The sequence below is a fragment of the Kitasatospora sp. NPDC092039 genome (assembly GCF_044756065.1).
Taxonomy (GTDB): domain Bacteria; phylum Actinomycetota; class Actinomycetes; order Streptomycetales; family Streptomycetaceae; genus Kitasatospora.
Genome location: NZ_JBIVSD010000004.1, coordinates 452024 through 473607 on the forward strand (window position 1 = coordinate 452024; position 21584 = coordinate 473607).

Below are 21584 nucleotides of genomic sequence, written 5' to 3' on the forward strand. Positions count from 1 at the left end.
GGGCCTGCGGCCGAGGGGGAAACACGGGAGGGGTGCCGGGGCTCACCCCCCGGCACCCCTCCGCGGACGGCTACCGGCCGTTGAAGGCGTCCTTCAGCCGGGAGAACAGGCCCTGCTGGCCCGGCGCGAACTGGCCGGACGGCCGCTCCTCGCCGCGCAGCACCGCGAGGCGGCGCAGCAGCTCCTCCTGCTCGGCGTCGAGCTTGCTGGGCGTCTTCACCTCGACGTGCACTATCAGGTCGCCCCGGCCGCCGCCGCGCAGGTGGGTGATGCCCCGGCCGTGCAGCGGGATCGACTGGCCGGACTGGGTGCCGGGCCGGATGTCGACCTCCTCCAGGCCGTCCAGGGTCTGCAGCGGCACCTGGGTGCCGAGCGCGGCCGCCGTCATCGGGATGGTGACGGTGCAGTGCAGGTCGTCCCCGCGCCGCTGGAAGATGTTGTGGGTGGTCTCGGCGATCTCCACGTACAGGTCGCCGGCCGGGCCGCCGCCGGGGCCGACCTCGCCCTCGCCGGCCAGCTGGATCCGGGTGCCGTTGTCGACACCGGCCGGGATCTTGACGGTCAGGGTGCGGCGGGCCCGGACCCGGCCGTCGCCGGCGCACTCCGGGCACGGGGTCGGCACGACGGTGCCGAAGCCCTGGCACTGCGGGCAGGGGCGGGAGGTCATGACCTGGCCCAGGAAGGACCGGGTGACCTGGGAGACCTCGCCCTTGCCGCGGCACATGTCACAGGTCTGCGCCGAGGTGCCGGGGGCCGCGCCCTCGCCACTGCAGGTGGTGCAGGTGACCGCGGTGTCGACCTGGAGCTCCTTGGTGGTGCCGAAGGCGGCCTCCTCCAGGGTGATTTCCAGCCGGATCATGGCGTCCTGGCCGCGGCGGGTGCGCGAGCGCGGGCCGCGCTGGCCGGCCGCGGCGCCGAAGAAGGCGTCCATGATGTCGGAGAAGCCGAAGCCGGCCGCACCTGCCCCGAAGCCGCCCGCTCCGCCGCCGCCCGGGGACAGCGGGTCCCCGCCGAGGTCGTAGACCTGGCGCTTCTGCGGATCGGAGAGCACCTCGTAGGCGGCGTTGATCTCCTTGAACCGCTCCTGCGTCTTCGGGTCCGGGTTGACGTCCGGGTGCAGTTCGCGTGCCAGGCGCCGGAACGCCTTCTTGATCTCGTCCTGCCCCGCATCCCGTCGGACGCCGAGTACCGCGTAGTAGTCCGTGGCCACCAAATGCTCCGCTTGTTCCGCCTGTAGTAGTGCTGCGACTGGTCGCCGCCGCCGGATTTCCGACGACGGCCGCTTGCTAGGACTCGGCCAGGATCTGGCCCACGTACCGCGCCACCGCTCGCACCGCCCCCATTGTGCCCGGATAGTCCATCCGGGTCGGACCGATCACACCCAGTTTCGCCACGCTCTCGTCGCCCGAACCGTAGCCGACCGAGACGATCGACGTGGAAGTCAGCCCCTCGTAGGCGTTCTCCCGCCCGATCCGGACCGTCATCGCGGCGTCCGCGGTCTCACCCAGGAGGCGGAGCAGGACGACCTGCTCCTCCAGGGCCTCCAGCACCGGCTGGATGGAGAGCGGGAAGTCGTGCCCGAAGCGGGTCAGGTTGGCCGTGCCGGCCAGCATGATCCGCTCCTCGTTCTGCTCGGCGAGCGTCTCGAACAGGGTCGCCAGGACCGTGCTGACGGTCGGCCGGTCGGCCTGCTCGAACTGCGCGGGCAGCTCCTCCAGCAGCCCGGGGACCTCCGGGAGGCGCCGGCCGGCGGCTCTCGCGTTGATCCGGGCCCGGAGGTCCGCCAGCACCGTCTCGCCGACCGGGCCCGGGCAGTCGACCATCCGCTGCTCGACCCGGCCGGTGTTGGTGATCAGGACCAGCATCACCTTCGCCGGGGCGAGCGCCACCAGCTCGATGTGCCGGACGGTGGAGCGCGTCAACGAGGGGTACTGCACCACCGCGACCTGCCGGGTCAGCTGGGCGAGCAGCCGCACCGTGCGGGCGACCACGTCGTCCAGGTCGACCGCGCCGTCCAGGAAGTGCCGGATGGCCCGGCGCTCGGGGGCGCTCATCGGCTTGACCTCGGCGAGCTTGTCGACGAAGAGGCGGTACCCCTTGTCGGTCGGGATCCGGCCGGCGCTGGTGTGCGGCTGGTGGATGTAACCCTCCTCCTCCAGCGCCGCCATGTCGTTGCGGACGGTCGCCGGCGAGACCCCGAGGTTGTGCCGTTCCACCAGGGCCTTGGAGCCGACCGGCTCCTCGGTGCCCACGTAGTCCTGCACGATCGCGCGGAGCACGGCGAGCTTGCGTTCGTCCAGCTGGCGGACCTCACCGGCCATGGGGCACGCACCTCCGTCTTCGCACGTTGTCCGACTGTGTCCCTCGTTGCTGCGGGCCGCTCCGGGAGGCCCTCGGCCTTGGCACTCTGAACACGCGAGTGCCAAAACCGTACCTGCCAGTGTAAGGCCCGGGTCCTACGGCAGGAACGGCCCGACCGGGGTGATCCTCCCCGCAGTTCCGCCCACGGCCCGCGGGGCCCCCGCGGTTCGGTCGTTCCGGCGCCGGGGTGGTGCCGGGAGGCCGTCCGGGTGGCAGCATCGAAGGCGACGGCGAACGGAGGAGCAAGCGATGTCGAGCTCGGGCCAGCACACCCGTTTCGCGCCCGACCGCGGCCTGACCGGCCGCATGGTCGCCACGATGTTCGTGATCGGGCTGCTGTACGTCGGTTTCACGGGCCTGCTGATCGCGCTGATGCGCGGCGCCTGGCCACTGATCGTGCTGATCTCCGGCGGGCTGTTCGTGGCCCAGTTCTGGTTCAGCGACCGGATCACCGAGCGGGCGATGGGCGCCCACCGGGTGTCCCCCGAGGAGTTCCCCCGGCTGCACGGCACCGTCGACCGGCTCTGCGCCCTGGCCGACATGCCCAAGCCCCGGGTGGCGGTCGCCGACAACGACATGCCGAACGCCTTCGCCACCGGCCGCAACCCGCGGAACGCGGTGGTCTGCGTGACCACCGGGCTGCTGCGCCGGCTGGAGCCGGAGGAGCTGGAGGGCGTCCTCGCGCACGAGCTGTCGCACGTCGCCCACCGGGACGTGGCGGTGATGACGATCGCCGGCTTCCTGGGCGTCCTCGCCGGGGCGATGACCCGGATCGCCGTGTACGGCGGGTTCATGGGCGGCGGGCGCAACAACAACGACCAGAACGCGGCCGTCCTGGCGCTGGTCGTCCCGCTGGTGTCGATGGTCGTCTACGCGGTCAGCTTCCTGCTCACCCGGCTGCTGTCCCGCTACCGCGAGCTGGCCGCGGACCGGGCCGCCGCCCAGCTCACCGGCCGGCCCAGCGCGCTGGCCTCCGCGCTCACCAAGGTGACCGGGCAGATCGCGGCCATCCCCAGCAGGGACCTGCGCCAGGCGCAGCCGTACAACGCCTTCTACTTCGCCCCCGCGCTGAGCGCCCGGGAGACCGCCTCTCAGCTGCTGTCCACCCACCCGAGCCTGGAGCAGCGGCTGGCGCAGCTGGCGAGGATCTCCGAGCAGCTCGGCCGCTGACCCCCGAACCCGAGAGGACCGCCGTGGGAATCCTGGACGCCCTGTTCGGCCGCACCAAGCCCGTCAAGCCCGACCTCGACCAGCTGTTCGGCGTGCCGTCCGCCGCGCTCACCCTGGAGGCCGGGGCCGGGTTCACCCCCACCGGGCTCGGCTCGGTCTGCTTCGCGGCCGTCGAGGGCGCGGCCTTCGTCCAGGTCGAGCAGCAGGTCCGGGCGCTGCTGGACGCCGACACCGGGCGCGGCGGCGTCCCGGTGGAGGCCTCCAAGGACGCCTACGGCTACTCCTGGCTGCTCGCCCGGCACCGGCCCGAGGAGCTGCCGGAACTGGTGAACGACCTGCACGCGGTCAACAGCGAGCTGGAGGCGAACGGCTTCGGGCCGCAGCTGCTCTGCTCGCTGGTCGGCTTCCGCAACCCCGAGGGGCAGTCGCTGGCCCTGGTCTACCTGTACAAGCGCGGCACCTTCTACCCCTTCGCGCCGGTGCCCGGCGGCGGGGAGAAGCGCAACAGCCCGCTGGAACTGCAGGTCAACGCGATGCTGGGGAACGACCTGCGGCTGGAGAAGGACCTCGGCCGCTGGTTCCCGGTCTGGGGCGCGCCGGGACTCTGACGGGCCGTCCGCCGTCCCTATGATCACCCGTATGCGCAGCCGCCAGTACGGACCCGACCTGACCCCGCCGTGGAAGAAGCAGCAGCCCGCCCCGGAGGTGCCCGCCGAGCGGGACCTGGTGGTCGAGGAGGCGGCGACCGGCTTCTGCGGGGCGGTGGTGCGCTGCGAGAAGACCGCCGAGGGGTTCACCGTCACCCTGGAGGACCGGTTCGGCAAGCACCGGGTGTTCCCGCTGGTGCCGCGCGGCTTCCTGCTGGAGGGCAGGGTCGTCACCCTGGTGCGCCCGGCCGGCCCGGCGGCGCCCCGCACCCCGGGCCGCACCGCCTCGGGCTCGATCGCCGTCCCCGGCGCCCGGGCCCGGGTCGCCCGCGAGTCGCGGATCTACGTCGAGGGGCGGCACGACGCCGAGCTGGTCGAGCGGGTCTGGGGCGACGACCTGCGGATCGAGGGCGTGGTCGTCGAGTACCTGCGCGGCATCGACGACCTGCCCGCGATCGTCGCCGACTTCGCCCCCGGCCCGGGCCGGCGCCTCGGCGTCCTGGTCGACCACCTGCTCCCGGGGACGAAGGAGCACCGCATCGCCGCCCGGGTCACCGGCGAGTCCGTACTGGTCGTCGGCCACCCCTACATCGACATCTGGCAGGCCGTGAAGCCCGCCAGCGTGGGCATCCCCGCCTGGCCCGCCGTCCCGAGGGGAGAGGACTGGAAGGAGGGCACCTGCCGCCGCCTCGGCTGGCCGGTGGACACCCCGGCGGCCTGGAAGCACATCCTGTCGAAGGTGGACAGCTACCGGGACCTGGAGCCCGAACTGCTGGGCCGGGTGGAGGAGTTGATCGACTTCACGGCCCTGCCGGGTCAGGAGTAGGTCTGGAACTCCGAGGTGTCGAGCGTGACGCCCAACAGGTCGAGTCGAATGGGATCACCGAACTTGCTGATCCGCTCGGACAAGTACCTCGGAAGGCCGGACCCGGGATCCTGGCCCAGTTCGGTCAGGAGCACGCACACTCCCCTGATCGGATCGACGATCAAGTACGCAGGGATGGTGCCCTCCGCGTAGAGCTCCCGCTTGGTCCGGTAGTCACGATCGACACTGGTCTTCGACACCACCTCGACCACCAGGGTGACGGCAGGCGACGGCAGCAGGCGACCGTGTTCCTCGACCGCCCCGCGTTCGAAGACCACCAGGTCGGGCTGGGGTTCGCTCGCCTGCCCGGGGATCCCCACGTCTTGGGTGGTGAGTGGACGCCACCGGCTGAGCGGAAGCTGGTACTGGATGGCCAGGACGATGAGGTTGTGGACCATGTCAGGCCCCGCCATCATCACGATTTCCCCCCTGATGAGCTCGGCCTTGACGCCTTCCGGCACCTCCAGGTTCTCGAAGATCCCGGTCATCCGGTCATCGATGGCGGTCATCGCACGCTCCCTCCGACGGCTGACGCCCACGTTAACGAATGTCAGTCCACCAGGTCACGCACGACGGCGTCGGCCAGCAGCCGGCCCTGGAGGGTGAGGGCGGCGCGGCCGTCGGCGTACGGGCCTGCGGCGAGGAGGCCGTCGGCGAGGTGCCGGTCCGCGGCCTTGCGGCCGGTGTCCGTCAGCAGGTCCAGGGGGATGCCGTCCACCAGCCGCAGCTCCAGCAGGATGCGCTCGACGCGGCGGTCCTCGTCGGCCAGCACCTCGCGGGCCAGGGCCGGGGTGCGGCCCTCCGCCAGGGCCCGGGCGTAGGCGGCGGGGTGCTTGGCGTTCCACCAGCGGACGCCGCCGACGTGGCTGTGGGCGCCGGGGCCGGCCCCCCACCAGTCGGCACCGGTCCAGTAGAGCTCGTTGTGGCGGCAGCGGCCCTCGGGGGTGGTGGCCCAGTTGGAGACCTCGTACCAGGAGTAGCCGGCGGCGCCGAGCGCCTCCTCGGCGATCAGGTAGCGGTCGGCGTGGACGTCGTCGTCGATCATCGGCAGTTCGCCGCGCTTGACCCTGGCGGCCAGGCGGGTGCCCTCCTCGACGATCAGCGAGTACGCGGAGACGTGGTCGGGCCCGGCGCCGATGGCGGCGTCCAGGGAGGCCCGCCAGTCGTCGTCGGACTCGCCCGGGGTGCCGTAGATGAGGTCGAGGTTGACGTGGTCGAAGCCGGCCGCGCGGGCCTCGGCGACGCAGGCCTCGGGGCGGCCCGGGGTGTGGTGGCGGTCGAGCAGCCGCAGGACGTGCGGGCGGGCACTCTGCATGCCGAAGGAGAGCCGGTTGTAGCCGCCCTCGCGCAGTTCGGCCAGGTAGGCCGGGTCCACCGACTCCGGGTTGGCCTCGGTGGTGACCTCGGCGCCCTCGGCGAGCCCGAACTCCTCGCGGATCGCGGCGAGCATCTTCACCAGGTCGCGGGCGGGCAGCAGGGTCGGGGTGCCGCCGCCGAGGAAGACCGTCCGCACCGGGAGGTCCGTGTCCCCCAGCACCCTGCGGGCGAGGCGGATCTCGGCGACCACGTTGTCCGCGTACGTCTCCTGCGAGGCGACCGCCCCGGAGGAGCGCAGCTCGGTGGCGGTGTAGGTGTTGAAGTCGCAGTAGCCGCAGCGGCTGGCGCAGTACGGCACGTGCAGGTAGAAGCCGAAGGGTCGCGAGCCCAGCCCGGCCAGGGCGTGCGCGGGCAGGGAACCGTCGGACGGCACCGGATCGCCGTCGGGAAGTGCGGAGGGCATGGACCCATTGTCCCGTACGGCCCGGCCTGACCGGCGGGCCGTACGGGAGCGGGGCGGATCAGGCCTCGTTGGCACCCGCGTACATCGCGGTCACCGCGTCCGCGTAGGTCCGCTCGACCACCGGGCGCTTGATCTTCAGGCTCGGGGTGAGCTCGCCGTGCTCGATGTCGAGGTCGCGCGGCAGCAGGTGGAACTTCTTGATCGTCTGCCAGCGCTGGAGGTCGCCGTTGACCCGCTTGACGAAGCCCTCGATCAGCTCGTGCACGGCCGGCTCGGCGGCCAGCTCGGCGTAGCTCCGCCCGGCCAGGCCGTGCTCGGCGGCCCACGGCATCAGGACCGCCTCGTCCAGGCCGATCAACGCGGTGCAGTAGTTGCGGCCGTTGCCGATCACCAGGATGTTGCTGACGAACGGGCACACCGCCTTGAACTTGCCCTCGACCTCGCTGGGCGCCACGTACTTGCCGCCGGAGGTCTTGAACAGGTCCTTCTTGCGGTCGGTGATCCGCAGGAAGCCGTCCGGGGTGAGCTCGCCGATGTCCTCGGTGTGGAACCAGCCGTCCGGCTCCAGCACCTCGGCGGTCTTCTCCGGCAGGTTGTGGTAGCCGCGCATGACGCCCGGGCCGCGCAGCAGGATCTCGCCGTCCTCGGCGATCCGCACCTCGGTGCCGGGCAGCGGGCGGCCCACGGTGCCGATCCGCACGTCCTCCGCGCGGTTGACGCAGGAGCCGGCGCTGGTCTCGCTCAGGCCGTAGCCCTCCAGGATGGGCACCCCGGCGCCGAGGAAGAAGTAGCCGATCTCCGGGGCCAGCGCGGCGCTGCCGGAGACGGCGCCGCGCATCCGGCCGCCGAAGGCCGCCCGGATCTTCGCGTACACCAGCCTGTCGGCCAGCGCGTGCTGCAGCCGCAGGCCCAGCGGGGCGGTCCCGGCCCCGGTGGCGACCCGGTTCTCCTGGACCACCCGGGCGTGCTCGCGGGCGACCTTGGCCGCCCACAGGAAGATCTTGTACTTGGCGCCGCCCTCGGCCCGGGCCTTGCCCGCGATGCCGTTGTAGACCTTCTCGAAGATGCGCGGCGCCGAGGCCATGATGGTCGGCCGGATCGCCGGCAGGTTGTGGATGATCCGGTCCACCCGGCCGTCCAGCGCCATCACGTGCCCGGTGGCGATCTGCCCGGAGATCAGCGTCTTGCCGAACACGTGCGACAGCGGCAGCCACATGAACTGGACGTCGTCGGGGCCCAGCAGCCCGCTGGCCTCCTGCGCCCGGCCCTCGTACGCCCAGCAGTCGTGCACCAGGCGCACGCCCTTGGGACGCCCGGTGGTTCCGGAGGTGTAGATGAGGGTGGCCAGCTGCTCCTTGCCGAGCCCGTCGACGGCCTTCTCCACCGCGTCGGGGTGCTCCGCCAGGTACCGGGTGCCGCGCTCCTCCAGCTCGGCGAGGGTGATCACCTCCAGGCCCGCGGTCTCGGGGGCCTCGGCGGGCGCGTCGAAGAGGATCACGGTGCGCAGCTCGGGCAGCTGGTCGATCTGCTCGACGGCCTTGGCCAGCTGGGCCTCGTTCTCGGCGAACATCGCCCGGGAGCCGGAGTCGGAGAGGATGAACGCGGTCTCGGACGCGTTGGTGCTCGGGTAGACGGTGGTGATCGCGGCGCCCGCGCACATGGCGCCGAGGTCGGTGAGGACCCACTCCAGCCGGGTCGAGGAGGCCAGGGCCACCCGGTCCTCGGGCCGGATGCCGAGCGCCATCAGGCCGGCGGCCACCGCCTTGACCCGGGTCGCGGTCTGCGCCCAGGTGAGCGAGCGCCACTGCTCGGCGCCGGGCGCGCCGTCGGCGGCCTGCTCGTCCACCGGCGAGGGGTAGCGGTAGGCCTCGGCGTTCGGGGTCAGGGCGACCCGCTCCAGGAACAGGTGGGCGACGGAGGCGGGGCGCCCGGCGACGAGGTCGGGCCTGCCGGAGTCGATCAGGGACTGCGCGGAACTCAACGAGGACCTCCGGGGGCGGGTGGCCGTCTGAGGGATTGTCGCGGCGTCCGTGGGGGCGGTCGCCGGGCCCCCGGTTCACCTGAGCGGTACCGGTCAGTAACAAAGGGGCAATCAGCAGCCTAGGGGGAAACCGGTCAATCCGTAAGAGGGCAGCGGCCGACGGCACACCGCCGCGGCACCCGTGCCGCACCCGGCCATTCGGCAAAAGCCGGGCAAACCTCCGGCTCCCGCACGCCGAATCGCCTGCGCGACGCTTGAGAACATCGAGAATTGGGGTGCGAACCCGACCGGCGACCGACAAGAGTGTGCTAGTGCTGATCAGACTGCTGAGGGCGTACCTGCGCCCGTACTCCCGACCGATCACCCTGCTGGTGCTGCTCCAGCTGGTGTCCACCCTCGCGGCGCTCTACCTGCCGACGCTCAACGCCGACATCATCGACGACGGGGTGGTCAAGGGCGACACCGGCTACATCCTGCGCGTCGGCGGGGTGATGATCGCGGTCACCGTCCTGCAGGCCCTGTGCTCGATCGGCGCCGTCTTCATCGGCGCCCGCACCGCCATGGCCTTCGGCCGCGACGTCCGCGCCGCCGTCTTCGACCGGGTGCAGGGCTTCTCCGCCCGGGAGGTCGGCCAGTTCGGCGCCCCCTCGCTGATCACCCGCACCACCAACGACGTCCAACAGGTCCAGATGCTCGCCCTGATGAGCTTCACGCTCATGGTCGCCGCGCCGATCATGTGCGTCGGCGGCATCATCATGGCGCTCAACCAGGACGTCCCGCTGTCCGGCCTGCTGCTCGCCGTCATCCCGGCGCTCGGCGTCGTCGTGGTCCTGCTGGTCCGCGCACTGCGCCCCAGGTTCCGCAGCATGCAGGAGCGGATCGACACCGTGAACCGGGTCCTGCGCGAGCAGATCACCGGCATCCGGGTCATCCGCGCCTTCGTCAAGGACGACCAGGAGCAGGCCCGCTTCGCCGGCGCCAACGAGGACCTCACCCAGGTCGCGCGCCAGGTCGGCCGGCTGATGTCCATCATGTTCCCCGCCGTCATGCTGGTGGTGAACGTCTCCAGCGTCGCCGTGCTCTGGTTCGGCGCCCACCGCATCGACGGCGGCGCGATGGAGATCGGCGCGCTCACCGCGTTCCTCTCCTACCTGATGCAGATCCTGGTGAGCGTCATGATGGCCACCTTCATGTTCATGATGGTGCCGCGCGCCGAGGTCTGCGCCGAACGCGTCCAGGAGGTCCTCGGCACCCACAGCAGCGTCGTCCCGCCCGCCGCCCCCGTCACCGAGGTGCTGCGCCGCGGCAACCTGGAGCTGCGCGACGTCGCCTTCCGCTACCCCGGCGCCGAGGCCCCGGTGCTGCGCGGCATCGAGCTCACCGCCCGCCCCGGCGAGACCACCGCCATCATCGGCTCCACCGGCAGCGGCAAGTCCACCCTGCTCGGCCTCGTCCCCCGGCTCTTCGACGCCACCTCCGGACAGGTCCTGCTCGACGGCGTGGACGTCCGCGAACTCGACCCCGCCGCGCTCGCCGAGAACGTCGGCATCGTCCCGCAGAAGCCCTACCTCTTCTCCGGCACCGTCGCCAGCAACCTCCGCTACGGCCGGCCCGACGCCACCGACGAGGAGCTCTGGCACGCCCTGGAGATCGCCCAGGCCAAGGAGTTCGTCGAGAAGCTGCCCGAGGGCCTGGACGCCCCCATCGCCCAAGGCGGCGGCAACGTCTCCGGCGGCCAGCGCCAACGCCTGGCCATCGCCCGGACCCTGGTACGCCGGCCCTCCGTCTACCTCTTCGACGACTCCTTCTCCGCGCTCGACTACGCCACCGACGCCAAGCTCCGCAAGGCCCTCGCCCGCGAGACCTCCGACGCCACCGTCCTGATCGTCGCCCAGCGCGTGTCCACCATCCGCGACGCCGACCGGATCATCGTCCTCGACGAGGGCGCCGTCGTCGGCACCGGAACCCACCACGAGCTGATGGCCGACAACCCGACGTACCGGGAGATCGTGCTCTCCCAGCTCACCGAGCAGGAGGCGGCGTGAACGAGCGAAGCGAGCGAATCATCAAGAGGTGCGCATGGGCGAAGGCCCCTGCCGAGCGCAGCGAGGTGGGCGCATGAGCAGCCCCGGCAAGAAGCCCGACCTGAACAAGGGCCAGGCTCCGAGAGGCGCCGCCCCCGAGCGCGCCCTGAAGAAGGACGCCGCGAAGGACGCCGACCTGCCCAGCGACTCGCAGGCCGCCGCCGCCCGTCGCGGACCGGCCGGCCCCGGCCGCTTCATGGGCGGCCAGGGCACCGAGAAGTCCATGGACTTCAAGGGCTCCGGCAAGCGCGTCCTCGGCCTGCTGCGCCCCGAACGCAACACCCTGATCGGCGTCCTGGTCCTCGGCGTGCTCGGCATCGGCTGCGCCGTCATCGGCCCCAAGATCCTCGGCGACGCCACCGACCTGATCTTCGCCGGCGTCGTCGGCGCCCGCTTCCAGTCCGGCACCTCCAAGGACCAGGTCGTCGACGGGCTGCGCGCCCACGGCGAGGGCGGCGTCGCCGACCTGCTCTCCTCCGTCGACTTCGTCCCCGGCCAGGGCATGGACTTCGGCGCCATCGGCACCGTCCTGCTCTGGGTGCTCGGCGTCTACGTCGCCTCCTCCGTCCTCGGCGTCTTCCAGGGCCGGCTGGCCACCCACGCCATCCAGGCCGCCAGCTACCGGCTGCGCCAGGACGTCGAGGCCAAGCTCTCCCGGCTGCCGCTCAGCTACTTCGACAAGCAGCCGCGCGGCGAGGTGCTCAGCCGGGTCACCAACGACATCGACAACATCGGCCAGTCCATGCAGCAGACCCTCGGACAGGTCGTCAACTCGCTGCTCACCGTGGTCGGCGTGCTCGCGATGATGTTCTGGATCTCCCCGCTGCTCGCCCTGATCGCGCTGATCTCGGTGCCCGTCTCGGTGGTCGTCGCCACCAAGGTCGGCAAGCGGGCCCAGCCGCAGTTCGTCCAGCAGTGGAAGTCCACCGGCCAGCTCAACGCCCACATCGAGGAGATGTACACCGGCCACACCCTGGTCAAGGTGTTCGGGCGGCAGCACGAGTCCGCAGAGACCTTCCGCGAGCACAACGAGGCGCTCTACCAGGCCAGTTACAAGGCGCAGTTCATCTCCGGCATCATCCAGCCCGCGATGATGCTGATCGGCAACCTCCAGTACGTGCTGGTCGCCGTCGTCGGCGGCCTGCGGGTGGCGAGCGGCGCGCTGTCCATCGGTGACGTCCAGGCGTTCATCCAGTACTCCCGGCAGTTCAGCCAGCCGCTCACCCAGGTCGCCAGCATGGCCAACCTGGTGCAGTCCGGCGTCGCCTCCGCCGAGCGCGTCTTCGAGCTGCTGGACGCCCCCGAGCAGAGCCCCGAACCGGCCATGCCCGAACGGCCCGACGTGGTCCGCGGCCGGGTCGCCTTCCAGGACGTGACCTTCCGCTACGACCCCGAGAAGCCGCTCATCGAGGACCTCTCGCTCAAGGTCGAACCCGGCCAGACCGTCGCCATCGTCGGCCCCACCGGCGCCGGCAAGACCACCCTGGTCAACCTGCTGATGCGGTTCTACGAGGTCAGCTCCGGGCGGATCACCCTCGACGGCGTCGACATCGCCGCGATGTCCCGCGAGGAACTGCGCTCCGGCATCGGCATGGTGCTCCAGGACACCTGGCTGTTCGGCGGCACCATCGCCGACAACATCGCCTACGGCGCCGAGTCGGCCACCCGCGAGCAGGTCGTCGAGGCCGCCAGGGCCGCCCACGTCGACCGCTTCGTGCGCACCCTGCCGGACGGCTACGACACCGTCATCGACGACGAGGGCACCGGCGTCAGCACCGGCGAGAAGCAGCTGATCACCATCGCCCGGGCGTTCCTCGCCCAGCCGTCCATCCTGGTCCTGGACGAGGCGACCAGCTCCGTCGACACCCGCACCGAGGTGCTGATCCAGCGGGCCATGGCCCGGCTGCGCACCGGCCGCACCAGCTTCGTGATCGCCCACCGGCTCTCCACCATCCGGGACGCCGACGTGATCCTGGTGATGGAGAACGGCTCGATCGTCGAGCAGGGCTCGCACGACCGGCTGATCGCCGCCGACGGCGCCTACGCGCGGCTCTACCAGGCGCAGTTCGCCGAGGCCGCGGTCGAGGTCGACTGACGCCCGGCCGACCGGCGGGCCGGGGCGGGGACTTCCCGCCCCGGCCCTTCGCGTTCCGGGCCTTCGCGTTCCGGGCTTTCACGTTCCGGGCTTTCACGTTCCCTGCCTTCCCGCCCCTGCCCTGCGCGTTCCGCCCGCCGCGCGCTACCTTGGGCCCGTGATCGACGACCAGGCCCCCGACCACCCGGACGCCCCGTCCGCCCCGGACGCCTTCGAGGCCAACCGCCGCTACCTGGGCTCGGTCGCCTACCGGCTGCTCGGCTCGTTCACCGACGCCGAGGATGTCCTCCAGGACGCCTGGCTGCGCTGGCAGGGCGCCGACCGCACCGCCGTCGCCGACCCGCGCGCCTTCCTCACCACCGTCGTCACCCGGCTCTGCTACGACCAGCTGGGATCCGCCCGCGCCCGCCGCGAGGCCTACTACGGCGAGTGGCTGCCCGAACCGGCCGTCAGCTACGCCGACGTCCCCGACTCCCCCGCCGAACTGGCCGAACGCGGCGAGTCCGTCTCGCTCGCCCTGCTCGCCGTGCTGGAGCAGCTCACCCCCGCCGAGCGGGCCGCCTTCGTGCTGCACGACGTCTTCGCGGTCGGCTTCGAGGAGATCGGCGCCTCCCTGGAACGCAGCCCCGACGCCGCCCGCCAGCTCGCCTCCCGGGCCCGCCGCCGGGTCCGCGACGGCGGGCGGGCCCAGGAGGGCGCCCGGCGCACCGGCGGGGCCGGCCCGGCCGAGCACCGCCAGGCCGTCGAGGCCTTCGCCGCCGCCAGCACCCGCGGCGACATCCTCGCCCTGATGGAGGTCCTCGACCCCGACGTGGTCTGGCACTCCGACGGCGGCGGCATCGTCCGTGCCGGGGTCCGCCCGATCCGCGGCGCCGACCGGGTGTCCCGGCTGGTGGCCGGCCTGGTCGCCAAGTGGTTCACCCCCGACGTGGCCATCGGCCGCGCCGTGGTCAACGGCGAACCCGGACTGGTCTGGTACGAGCGGGCCACCGGCCGGGTCGGCGGCGTCCTCGCCTTCACCGTGGCCGACGGCCGGATCGTCGAGGCCTACGTCGTGGTCAACCCCGAGAAGCTCGCCCGCATCCCCGCCGTGGAGCTGTGACCCGGCTCACGGTCACACCCCGGCCCGCCGCGTCGTCCCCTTCCCGAACAGCGCTCCACCGGAGCGCCCTCGCGAGGAGGCGGACGAGATGAGCAGCACCACCACCGGCCGGCGGATCGTCGTACTGGGCGCCGGGTACGCCGGCCTCACCGCGGCCAACGGCGCCGGACGGCGCCACGCCGTCACCCTGGTCGCCCCCGAGGACCGGATCCTGCACCGCATCCGCCAGCACGAGACCGCCGCCGGCCGCGGCCGAGACTGGCCCACCATCGGCGAACTCACCCGCGGCCGCCGGATCACCCACCGCCGGGCCCGGGCCGTCGGCATCGACCCGGACGCCCGCGAGGTCCGGCTCGACGACGGCACCACCCTCGCCTACGACACCCTGGTCCACGCCCTCGGCAGCCGCACCGCCTGGCACGGCGTCCCCGGCGCCGAACAGCTCGCCTACTCGGCGGAGCGCGCGGCCGAACTGCGCCGCCGGATCGACGGGGCCGACCGGCCCGGCACCATCGCCGTGGTCGGCGGCGGCGCCACCGGCATCGAGCTGGCCACCGAACTCGCCGAGGCCCACCCCGACTGGCGGGTCCGGATCGTCGCCTCCGGCCCGGTCGGCGGCGTCTACTCCGCCAAGGGCCGGGCCCACGTCCGGCGCGTCCTCGCCCGGCTCGGGGTGACCGTCCACGAGGACACCACCGTCACCGAGGTCACCGCGGACGGGCTGCGCACCACCGCCGGGCCGGTCGCGGCCGACCTCGTCGTCTGGGCCGCCTCGCTGGAGCCGCACCCGCTGGCCGCCGAGGCCGGACTGGCCGTGGACGAGCGCGGCCGGGCCCTGGTGGACGACCGCCTGCGGTCGGTCTCCCACCCGGACGTCCACGTGATCGGCGACGCCGCCGCGGTCACCGTCCCCGGCGTCGGCACCCTGCGGATGGGCTGCGCCACCGCCCTGCCGCAGGGCCGGTACCTCGGCCGGCTGCTGGCCGGGCGCACCGGCAAGCCGTTCTCGTTCCGGTACGCGGTGCAGTGCGTGAGCCTCGGCCGGCGGGACGGGCTGCTCCAGGTGGTCCGCCCGGACGACTCGATGCGGCCCACCGTGTTCACCGGCACCGCGGGGCGCCTGGCCAAGGCGGCGATCGTCTCCGCGGTCCGCGGCAGCCTGAAGTAGACCTCGGGGAGGCCCCCGCAGACGCCGGAAGGGCCCGGGCTGGTGCCCGGGCCCTTCCGGCGTGCGTCACCGCCGTGCCGCGGCTACTTCTTGTCCTTCGGCGTCTCGGCGTCGGTGGACAGCGCGGCGATGAAGGCCTCCTGCGGGACCTCCACGCTGCCGACCATCTTCATCCGCTTCTTGCCTTCCTTCTGCTTCTCCAGCAGCTTCCGCTTGCGGGAGATGTCACCGCCGTAGCACTTGGCGAGGACGTCCTTGCGGATCGCGCGGACCGTCTCACGGGCGATCACCCGGGAGCCGATCGCGGCCTGGATCGGCACCTCGAACTGCTGGCGGGGGATGAGCTTCTGGAGCTTGCCCGCCATCATCACGCCGTAGCCGTAGGCCTTGTCCTTGTGGACGATCGCGGAGAAGGCGTCGACCGCGTCGCCGTGCAGCAGGATGTCGACCTTCACCAGCTGGGCGGACTGCTCGCCGATGGGCTCGTAGTCCAGCGAGGCGTAGCCGCGGGTCTTGGACTTCAGCTGGTCGAAGAAGTCGAAGACGATCTCCGCGAGCGGCAGGGTGTAGCGCAGCTCGACCCGGTCCTCGGACAGGTAGTCCATGCCCTGCAGGCTGCCGCGGCGGGACTGGCAGAGCTCCATGATCGCGCCGACGAACTCGTTCGGCGCCAGGATGGTGCCGCGCACGACCGGCTCGAAGACGTCGGAGATCTTGCCGGACGGGAACTCGCTCGGGTTGGTGACGGTGTGCTCGGTGCCGTCCTCCATCACCACCCGGTAGACCACGTTCGGGGCGGTGGAGATCAGGTCGAGGTTGAACTCGCGCTCCAGGCGCTCCCGGATGATCTCCAGGTGCAGCAGGCCGAGGAAGCCGCAGCGGTAGCCGAAGCCGAGCGCGACCGAGGTCTCCGGCTCGTACACCAGGGCGGCGTCGTTGAGCCGCAGCTTGTCCAGGGCGTCGCGCAGCAGCGGGTAGTCCGAGCCGTCCAGCGGGTAGAGGCCGGAGAACACCATCGGGCGCGGGTCCTTGTAGCCGCCGAGCGGCTCGGTGGCGCCCTTGTGCATCGAGGTGATCGTGTCACCGACCTTGGACTGCCGGACGTCCTTCACACCGGTGATGATGTAGCCCACCTCGCCGACGCCCAGGCCGTCGGCGACCTTCGGCTCGGGCGAGATGACGCCGATCTCCAGCAGCTCGTGGGTGGCACCGGTGGACATCATCGAGATCCGCTCGCGCTTGGTGAGCTGCCCGTCCACCACACGGACGTAGGTGACCACGCCGCGGTAGGAGTCGTACACCGAGTCGAAGATCATCGCGCGGGCCGGGGCGTCCTTGACGCCGACCGGGGCCGGGATGGTGTTGACGATGTGGTCCAGCAGGTCCTCGACACCCAGGCCGGTCTTGGCGCTGACCTGGAGCACGTCGGACGGGTCGCAGCCGATGATGTGGGCGATCTCGGCCGCGTACTTCTCCGGCTGGGCGGCCGGGAGGTCGATCTTGTTGAGGACCGGGATGATCGTGAGGTCGTTCTCCAGCGCCAGGTACAGGTTGGCGAGGGTCTGCGCCTCGATGCCCTGGGCCGCGTCGACCACCAGGATGGTGCCCTCGCACGCGGCGAGGGAGCGGGACACCTCGTACGTGAAGTCCACGTGGCCGGGGGTGTCGATCATGTTGAGGATGTGCGTCGTCCCGGCGTCCGGCCCGGTCTTCGGCGCCCACGGGAGGCGGACCGCCTGCGACTTGATGGTGATGCCGCGCTCACGCTCGATGTCCATGCGGTCGAGGTACTGGGCACGCATCTGCCGGGGGTCGACGACGCCGGTGATCTGCAGCATTCGGTCTGCGAGCGTCGACTTGCCGTGGTCGATGTGGGCGATGATGCAGAAGTTGCGGATCAGCGCCGGGTCGGTACGGCTGGGCTCTGGCACATTGCTGGGGGTCGCGGGCACCTTGGTCCGATTCTCCGTTGGTCCGGGGCCGGGGGTGTCCGGGTCATCGCTGACCGGTTTTCCCGGGGACCGGACGGTCTCGTCCGATCGAAATAGTTCCTCCCATCCTCCCACGAGCGCGGGGCGGACCGCCGGTCGGGCACCGGGAGCGGCCGTCGCCTACGGCCGGTTTGGGCCACGGAGCGGGCCCCTGGTAGCGTGGTCAGCTGCACCTGGCCTCGGCATGCCCTCTCAGCTGGACCGAAGGCCGCCGGGTGCGACCCCGTTCAAACCTTTCAGACAGACTGAGGCTCCTTCGTGGCGAACATCAAGTCCCAGATCAAGCGCAACAAGACCAACGAGAAGGCGCGCCTGCGCAACAAGGCCGTCAAGTCCTCGCTGAAGACCGCTCTGCGCAAGGCCCGTGAGGCCGCTGCCGCCGGCGAGACCGAGAAGGCCACCGAGCTGGCCCGCGCCGCCTCCAAGGCGCTGGACAAGGCCGTGAGCAAGGGCGTCATCCACGCCAACCAGGCCGCCAACAAGAAGTCGGCCATCACCAAGCGCGTCAACACCGCCGTCCAGGCCTGACGCCCCCGGGGGCTCCCGCCCCCACCGCTTCGGGACGACCCGGCCCTCTACCCGGACCCCCGAGGCGCGCGAGACTCGCACCGCACGCGGCCTGCGTTCGCCACGCGGGTGCGGTGCAACGAAGCAGTACGGCAGGCGTCGCAGTCGGCCTCCTCCCCGGAGACCACTGCGGCGCCTGTCGCGTTCCGCGGTCCGGCCGCTAGGGTCGGTGCCCTAGGGTCTGTCAGGTCCGATCGGGGCGCGGGGAGCGCCCCGACGCCAGGCCCAGGGGGGAACCTCGATGTCGACGCCACCACCGCCGCCACCGCCGCCGTCACCGGCACCGAACGGGCCGGGGTACGGCTACCCGCAGCAGCCGGGCGGGGGCGCGCAGCCCGTACCGGGCGTTCCCGGACCCGGGGGTGCTCCCGGACCCGCAGGCGCGGCCGGCTTCGGGCCGCCGCCCGGGCTGCCCACCTCTCCCGGGCTGCCCGCGGTGCCTCGGCCCGCTCCGCGCGGGAACCTGCGGCGCAACGCCGTCTGGGCGTTCGTCGGCGCGGTGATCGTCTCGGTCGGCTGGACCGCCGCCGTGCTGACCGTCCCCGGGCTGGTCAGCAGCGAGTCCTCGCCGCGCGGACTGCGCGGCTACCACCTCTCCGACGACTTCTGCACCACCGCGAAGCCCACCAGGATCCTCCAGACGTACGCCGTCTCGGACACCACCGCGCCGACCCACCACACCGACCGGCACCCGGCGCTGGACAGCATGAACTGCTCGATGTCGCTCAAGCGCACCGGCGGCGACAGCGAGTACGCCAACCTCTACCTGCGCGCCGACCTCCACAAGGCGGTCAACCCGGCGCCCGAGCTGGAGGCCAACAAGGAGCTCTACCGGGCGCGCGGCTACCAGGTCACCACCGTCCCGGGGCTCGGCGAGGAGGCGTACTTCCTGTACCAGGACGACGGCTCGGACCAGTACCACAGCGTCTACGCCGAGCTGGACGTCCGCGACGGCGGGATGACGTACTACATCAACTTCTCGGCCGGTTACACCGAGGGCAAGGGCAAGCCGCCGTCCGAGGAGGAGCTGCGCAGCGCCCTCCGGTCCGACGCGCAGGACGCCGTCCGGGCGATGAAGAAGTAGGCCCGGCCGGGCCGCCGGTCGGCCCCGTCGGCCGGCCTGCCGTCAGGACGCCGGCCGTCAGTACGAGGGCCGGGAGCCGGCCCGGGCGGCGCGGGCGACGGCGACCACCGCGCGCTCCAGGGCGAAGGCCGGGTCGTCCGAGCCGCCCTTGACGGCGGCGTCGGCCTGGGCGATCGCGGTCAGCGCGGTGGCCACCCCGTCGCCCGTCCAGCCGCGCATCTGCTGGCGGACCCGGTCGACCTTCCACGGCGGCATGCCCAGCTCACGGGCCAGGTCGCCCGGGCGCATGTTCCGCCCGGCGCTCGCCAGCCGGCCGATGCTGCGCACGCCGGAGGCCAGCGCGTAGGTGATGCCGGTCGGCGGCTGGCCGACGGCCAGCGCCCAGCGCAGTCGCTCCAGCGCCTCCGCGGCCCGGCCGGTGACGGCCAGGTCGGCCACCTCGAAGCCGGTCGCCTCGGCCCGGCCGCTGTAGTAGCGGGCCACCACCGTCTCGTCGATCGCGCCCTCGACGTCCGAGGTCAGCTGGTGGCAGGCGGCCGCCAGCTCGCGCAGGTCGCTGCCGAGCGCGTCCAGCAGCGCCTGGCAGGCCTCCGGGGTCGCGGAGCGGCCGAGGGTGCGGAACTCGCCCTTGACGAAGGCCAGCCGCTCGCTCGCCTTGGCCAGCTTGGGGCAGGCCACCTCGCGCCCGCCGGCCTTGCGCCCGGCGTCCAGCAGGCCCTTGCCCTTGGCGCCGCCGGCGTGCACCAGCACCATGACCACTTCCTCGGCCGGCGCCTCGATGTACGCCTTGACCTCCTTCACCGAGTCGGCGGAGAGGTCCTGCGCGGCCCGGACCACGATCACCTTGCGCTCGGCGAACAGCGAGGGCGTGGTCAGCTCGGCCAGGCTGCCGGGCTGCAGGCCGCCGGGGGGGATGTCCCGTACGTCGGTGTCCGGGTCCGCGGCCTTCGCCGCCGCCACCACCTGGGCGACCGCGCGGTCCAGCAGCAGCTCCTCCTGGCCGACCGCGAGGGTCAGCGGGGCGAGCAGGTCGTCGGGTGCACTCTTCCTGGCCATCGCGTACCAGCATCCCACGGGCCGCGGACACTCCCGCCCGACGGAGCGGGCGGCCCGACCTGGACAATGGCCGGGTGACCGAGAACCACACCGCCGACCTCCCGACCGCCGACCAGCCGGCCGTCTCCGACCCGTACGCCCGGCAGCTGCTCGTCCTGCCCGACCGCGACACCGCCGAGGAGGCCGCGGAGGAGCTCGCCGCCACCCAGCCCGACCTCGGCGAGCTCGAAGTCGTCCGCGACGCGCTCGCGGGCGAGGACGACGCCGAGGACGCCCAGTGGCTGGTCGTGGCCGAGGCCCCGGAGAACGGCTGGACCCCTGCCCTGCTGCACGTCCTCGACACCCTCGCGGCCGGCTACGAGGGCTGGCGCGAGGAGGCCTGAGGGCGGGGCCCCCGGGGGAGCCCCGGCGGCTCCCCCGGGGCCTCCGGTCCGCTGCGGTCCGCTCCGGTCCGCTCCGGTCAGAAATGCGGTGAGCTGGGGGCGCCCCCGAGCCGCAGGTCGCCGACCCCGTCGAGGATCCTCTCCGCCGAGGCGACGTGGCGGCCCGCGGTGATGACGTCGCGCAGGCAGCGGTCCAGCGGGGTGCGCTCGGTGTAGATCGCGGCCGATCCGACCACGTCGTACAGGAGTTGGACCGCCTCCCGGCAGGCAGTGTGCGCGAACCGGCGGGCCAGCGCGGCGGTGCCGCGCTCCGGCGCCAGGCCCGCCGCCTGGGCGGCCCAGGCCCGCTCCAGCGTGGCGTACACGTAGGCGTCGGCCGCGCCGATCAGCGACTCGGCGTGCGCGAGGTCGGCCGGGGCGCCCGGGAAGGGCAGCGCGGTGCGCCGGGCGGACAGCAGCTCCCGGGCGCAGTCCAGCGCGGCCCGGCCGATGCCCAGCGGCACGCCCGCCATCTTCAGGGCGAGGTTGTCGGCGCGCAGGTGCAGCGGCTCCGGCCGGGCGCCGGACGGCGCCAGGGCGAAGGTGTGCCGCTCCGGGACGAACAGGTCGGCCACCTCGAAGTCGTGCGAGCCGGTGCCGCGCAGCCCGGTGGTGTGCCAGGTGTCGAGCACCCGGGCGTGCGCGGCGTCGAAGACGGCGATCCGCGGGGTGCCCTCCGGGGTCTGGAACCCGGCCATCACCCGGTCGGCGTGGGTGATCCCGCTGGCGTGGGTCCAGCGGCCGGTCAGCAGGTATCCCCCGCCGTGCCGGACCGCCCGCCCGGTCGGCGGCAGCACCGTCGCGGTGATCAGGTCCGGGTCCGGGAACAGCTCGGCGAAGACGTCCTCGGGCAGCGAGACCACGGCCAGCGAGGCGTTCAGCGCGACGGAGGCGCACCAGGCGACCGAGGCGTCCCCCGCGGCCAGCAGGTCGATCGCCCGGGTGGTCTCCGGCACGGTCATCTCGACCCCGCCCAGCCACGGCGGCAGGGCGGCCCGCAGCAGCCCGGTGGCCTTCAGGCCGTCGAGGACGTCACCGGGGATCCGGCCCAGCCGCTCGGTCTCGGGCGCGGTGGCGGGCAGTCGGGCGGCGTAGCTCCGTACGCGTTCCAGGACCGATGCTGCGGTACGGGCCGACCCGGTCCGGGGCGTTCCGGTCCGGGGCGGCAGTTCGAGGGTGGTCATCCGGTCCTCCGGGTTCGACGAGGGCGT

18 protein-coding genes are annotated in these 21584 nt (G+C 72.6%); 10 read left to right on the forward strand and 8 right to left on the reverse strand.

What is annotated here, in order from left to right; genetic code table 11:
- Positions 1 to 70 precede the first annotated feature (70 nt).
- Together dnaJ and hrcA are read right to left on the reverse strand one after the other, a co-directional pair.
- Positions 71 to 1210 carry a molecular chaperone DnaJ gene (dnaJ, locus tag ACIQI7_RS11675; protein ID WP_387748296.1) on the reverse strand — a complete coding sequence of 380 codons (1140 nt, stop codon included), beginning with the start codon at positions 1208 to 1210 and terminating at the stop codon, positions 71 to 73.
- 76 nt (positions 1211 to 1286) lie between these two features.
- Entirely contained in the window at positions 1287 to 2321 is a 1035-nt protein-coding gene (hrcA, locus tag ACIQI7_RS11680; RefSeq protein WP_401107772.1) for a heat-inducible transcriptional repressor HrcA, read from the reverse strand.
- A 289-nt stretch (positions 2322 to 2610) separates the two neighbouring features.
- Between hrcA and htpX the strand changes: the two genes are divergently transcribed.
- From htpX to ACIQI7_RS11695, 3 genes are read left to right on the forward strand one after another with little or no spacing between them, the layout of a single operon-like run.
- Positions 2611 to 3531 (forward strand): zinc metalloprotease HtpX, encoded by a 921-nt coding sequence (gene htpX, locus ACIQI7_RS11685; protein ID WP_401107775.1) that lies wholly within the window; start codon positions 2611 to 2613, stop codon positions 3529 to 3531.
- A 23-nt stretch (positions 3532 to 3554) separates the two neighbouring features.
- Positions 3555 to 4139 carry a hypothetical protein gene (locus ACIQI7_RS11690; RefSeq protein ID WP_401107778.1) on the forward strand — a complete coding sequence of 195 codons (585 nt, stop codon included), beginning with the start codon at positions 3555 to 3557 and terminating at the stop codon, positions 4137 to 4139.
- A gap of 31 nt (positions 4140 to 4170) precedes the next feature.
- Positions 4171 to 5004 (forward strand): DUF3097 domain-containing protein, encoded by an 834-nt coding sequence (locus ACIQI7_RS11695; protein WP_401107781.1) that lies wholly within the window; start codon positions 4171 to 4173, stop codon positions 5002 to 5004.
- On the opposite strand, the gene ACIQI7_RS11700 is transcribed toward ACIQI7_RS11695, so the two are convergent.
- Genes ACIQI7_RS11700 through ACIQI7_RS11710 form a run of 3 tightly spaced genes read right to left on the reverse strand, consistent with a single transcriptional unit; the run spans position 4995 to position 8804 of the window.
- Positions 4995 to 5552 (reverse strand): Uma2 family endonuclease, encoded by a 558-nt coding sequence (locus tag ACIQI7_RS11700; protein ID WP_401107784.1) that lies wholly within the window; start codon positions 5550 to 5552, stop codon positions 4995 to 4997. The genes ACIQI7_RS11695 and ACIQI7_RS11700 overlap by 10 nt on opposite strands.
- 41 nt (positions 5553 to 5593) lie before the next feature.
- Positions 5594 to 6823, reverse strand: a complete 1230-nt coding sequence (hemW, locus tag ACIQI7_RS11705) for a radical SAM family heme chaperone HemW (protein ID WP_401107787.1) — start codon at positions 6821 to 6823, stop codon at positions 5594 to 5596.
- Positions 6824 to 6881: 58 nt separating this feature from the next.
- The gene (locus ACIQI7_RS11710; RefSeq protein ID WP_401107790.1) at positions 6882 to 8804 is read right to left on the reverse strand and encodes an AMP-dependent synthetase/ligase; all 1923 of its coding nucleotides are present in this window, start codon (positions 8802 to 8804) and stop codon (positions 6882 to 6884) included.
- A gap of 311 nt (positions 8805 to 9115) precedes the next feature.
- On the opposite strand from ACIQI7_RS11710, the gene ACIQI7_RS11715 reads away from it, so the two are divergent.
- The 4 genes from ACIQI7_RS11715 to ACIQI7_RS11730 all read left to right on the forward strand — a co-directional run bounded on the left by ACIQI7_RS11715 (position 9116) and on the right by ACIQI7_RS11730 (position 15253).
- The gene (locus ACIQI7_RS11715) at positions 9116 to 10849 is read left to right on the forward strand and encodes an ABC transporter ATP-binding protein (RefSeq protein WP_401107793.1); all 1734 of its coding nucleotides are present in this window, start codon (positions 9116 to 9118) and stop codon (positions 10847 to 10849) included.
- 73 nt (positions 10850 to 10922) lie between these two features.
- Complete coding sequence (locus ACIQI7_RS11720; RefSeq protein ID WP_401107796.1) at positions 10923 to 12983, forward strand: ABC transporter ATP-binding protein; 2061 nt, start codon at positions 10923 to 10925, stop codon at positions 12981 to 12983.
- 157 nt (positions 12984 to 13140) lie between these two features.
- A complete protein-coding gene (gene sigJ / locus ACIQI7_RS11725; protein WP_401107799.1) occupies positions 13141 to 14085 on the forward strand; it encodes an RNA polymerase sigma factor SigJ in 945 nt (314 codons plus the stop codon).
- 88 nt (positions 14086 to 14173) lie between these two features.
- Positions 14174 to 15253 (forward strand): NAD(P)/FAD-dependent oxidoreductase, encoded by a 1080-nt coding sequence (locus ACIQI7_RS11730; RefSeq protein ID WP_401107802.1) that lies wholly within the window; start codon positions 14174 to 14176, stop codon positions 15251 to 15253.
- A gap of 83 nt (positions 15254 to 15336) precedes the next feature.
- On the opposite strand, the gene lepA is transcribed toward ACIQI7_RS11730, so the two are convergent.
- Positions 15337 to 17205, reverse strand: coding sequence for a translation elongation factor 4 (gene lepA / locus ACIQI7_RS11735; RefSeq protein ID WP_387748276.1), 1869 nt, complete (start codon positions 17203 to 17205; stop codon positions 15337 to 15339).
- Between the two features lie 297 nt (positions 17206 to 17502).
- On the opposite strand from lepA, the gene rpsT reads away from it, so the two are divergent.
- Complete coding sequence (rpsT, locus tag ACIQI7_RS11740; protein WP_030309778.1) at positions 17503 to 17772, forward strand: 30S ribosomal protein S20; 270 nt, start codon at positions 17503 to 17505, stop codon at positions 17770 to 17772.
- 475 nt (positions 17773 to 18247) lie between these two features.
- Positions 18248 to 18895, forward strand: a complete 648-nt coding sequence (locus ACIQI7_RS11745; RefSeq protein WP_401107805.1) for a hypothetical protein — start codon at positions 18248 to 18250, stop codon at positions 18893 to 18895.
- 57 nt (positions 18896 to 18952) lie between these two features.
- Here ACIQI7_RS11745 and holA read toward each other — a convergent pair whose 3' ends face one another.
- Complete coding sequence (holA, locus tag ACIQI7_RS11750; protein WP_401107807.1) at positions 18953 to 19951, reverse strand: DNA polymerase III subunit delta; 999 nt, start codon at positions 19949 to 19951, stop codon at positions 18953 to 18955.
- A 146-nt stretch (positions 19952 to 20097) separates the two neighbouring features.
- Between holA and ACIQI7_RS11755 the strand changes: the two genes are divergently transcribed.
- Positions 20098 to 20334 (forward strand): hypothetical protein, encoded by a 237-nt coding sequence (locus tag ACIQI7_RS11755; protein ID WP_401108032.1) that lies wholly within the window; start codon positions 20098 to 20100, stop codon positions 20332 to 20334.
- A 77-nt stretch (positions 20335 to 20411) separates the two neighbouring features.
- On the opposite strand, the gene ACIQI7_RS11760 is transcribed toward ACIQI7_RS11755, so the two are convergent.
- Positions 20412 to 21557, reverse strand: a complete 1146-nt coding sequence (locus ACIQI7_RS11760; protein ID WP_401107809.1) for an acyl-CoA dehydrogenase family protein — start codon at positions 21555 to 21557, stop codon at positions 20412 to 20414.
- Positions 21558 to 21584: the final 27 nt, after the last annotated feature.

Bases quoted from the DNA above. Each gene is read 5' to 3' on its own strand.
- hrcA (WP_401107772.1), bottom strand. From the start codon at position 2,321: ATGGCCGGTGAGGTCCGCCAGCTGGACGAACGCAAGCTCGCCGTGCTC.
- htpX (WP_401107775.1), top strand. From the start codon at position 2,611: ATGTCGAGCTCGGGCCAGCACACCCGTTTCGCGCCCGACCGCGGCCTG.
- ACIQI7_RS11695 (WP_401107781.1), top strand. From the start codon at position 4,171: ATGCGCAGCCGCCAGTACGGACCCGACCTGACCCCGCCGTGGAAGAAG.
- ACIQI7_RS11700 (WP_401107784.1), bottom strand. From the start codon at position 5,552: ATGACCGCCATCGATGACCGGATGACCGGGATCTTCGAGAACCTGGAG.
- hemW (WP_401107787.1), bottom strand. From the start codon at position 6,823: ATGCCCTCCGCACTTCCCGACGGCGATCCGGTGCCGTCCGACGGTTCC.
- ACIQI7_RS11720 (WP_401107796.1), top strand. From the start codon at position 10,923: ATGAGCAGCCCCGGCAAGAAGCCCGACCTGAACAAGGGCCAGGCTCCG.
- ACIQI7_RS11730 (WP_401107802.1), top strand. From the start codon at position 14,174: ATGAGCAGCACCACCACCGGCCGGCGGATCGTCGTACTGGGCGCCGGG.
- holA (WP_401107807.1), bottom strand. From the start codon at position 19,951: ATGGCCAGGAAGAGTGCACCCGACGACCTGCTCGCCCCGCTGACCCTC.
- ACIQI7_RS11760 (WP_401107809.1), bottom strand. From the start codon at position 21,557: ATGACCACCCTCGAACTGCCGCCCCGGACCGGAACGCCCCGGACCGGG.